Genomic DNA, 253 nt, shown 5'->3' on the forward strand with positions numbered 1-253 from the left:
GTGCCATCATCCGCATAGGCACTGACCCTTAATCCTTCGCCTAATGTGCCAACGCTTTGTCTATGGAAACTATTTACACCAATCACATCCGTGTCCATGCAACGTGCTAAAATCGTTTGTGGTTGTATCGTGATTTGATGTAATGCTTCTTCTCCTGGTATATTCTGTGAGTGGGATGTATCCCCGATATTTTTAATTGTTCCGCCAAGAGCATCATTAATTGTTTGATAGCCACGGCAGATTCCCATAATGG

Annotated in this window: 1 protein-coding gene; it reads right to left on the reverse strand. The window is 43.1% G+C overall.

Translation table 11 applies throughout. The annotated features are described in order from the left end of the window. Positions 1–253, reverse strand: a 253-nt coding sequence (locus R0J88_RS21845) for a gamma-glutamyl-gamma-aminobutyrate hydrolase family protein (protein WP_410901152.1), incomplete at both ends; no start/stop codon positions are given.

The sequence above is a fragment of the Pseudoalteromonas sp. SIMBA_162 genome (genome assembly GCF_046535955.1).
Lineage (GTDB): Bacteria > Pseudomonadota > Gammaproteobacteria > Enterobacterales > Alteromonadaceae > Pseudoalteromonas > Pseudoalteromonas marina.